Here is a 242-nt window from a genome sequence, read left to right as displayed (position 1 = left end):
AATGATGGTTCGGTTTCCGGCGAGGTTTTGGATGATCAGGGCAAGCCGGTTCCTGGTGTGAAGGTTGTTCTTGTTGATGAGAACGGCAAGGAGCATCCGGTTGTTGTTGAGTCGGATGGTTCGATTAAGGATCAGAAGATTCGTCCGGGTGACTACACCGTCAAGGTTGAGGTGGATGAGAATCGTTACACCGCTCCGAAGATTGACGGGACGGTAACGGTTGATCCGGGCCAGCCTGCTGA

General features: G+C 52.9%; 1 protein-coding gene. It reads left to right on the top strand.

Annotation, left to right across the window (positions count from 1 at the left end):
* The coding region (locus HMPREF2690_RS07925; protein WP_141761224.1) for a carboxypeptidase-like regulatory domain-containing protein at positions 1-242 on the top strand (242 nt) is incomplete at both ends.

The sequence above is a fragment of the Corynebacterium sp. HMSC034E11 genome (assembly GCF_001835905.1).
In the GTDB taxonomy this organism is placed as follows: Bacteria; Actinomycetota; Actinomycetes; order Mycobacteriales; family Mycobacteriaceae; genus Corynebacterium; species Corynebacterium coyleae.
This window is presented reverse-complemented; position numbering and strand designations above follow the sequence as displayed.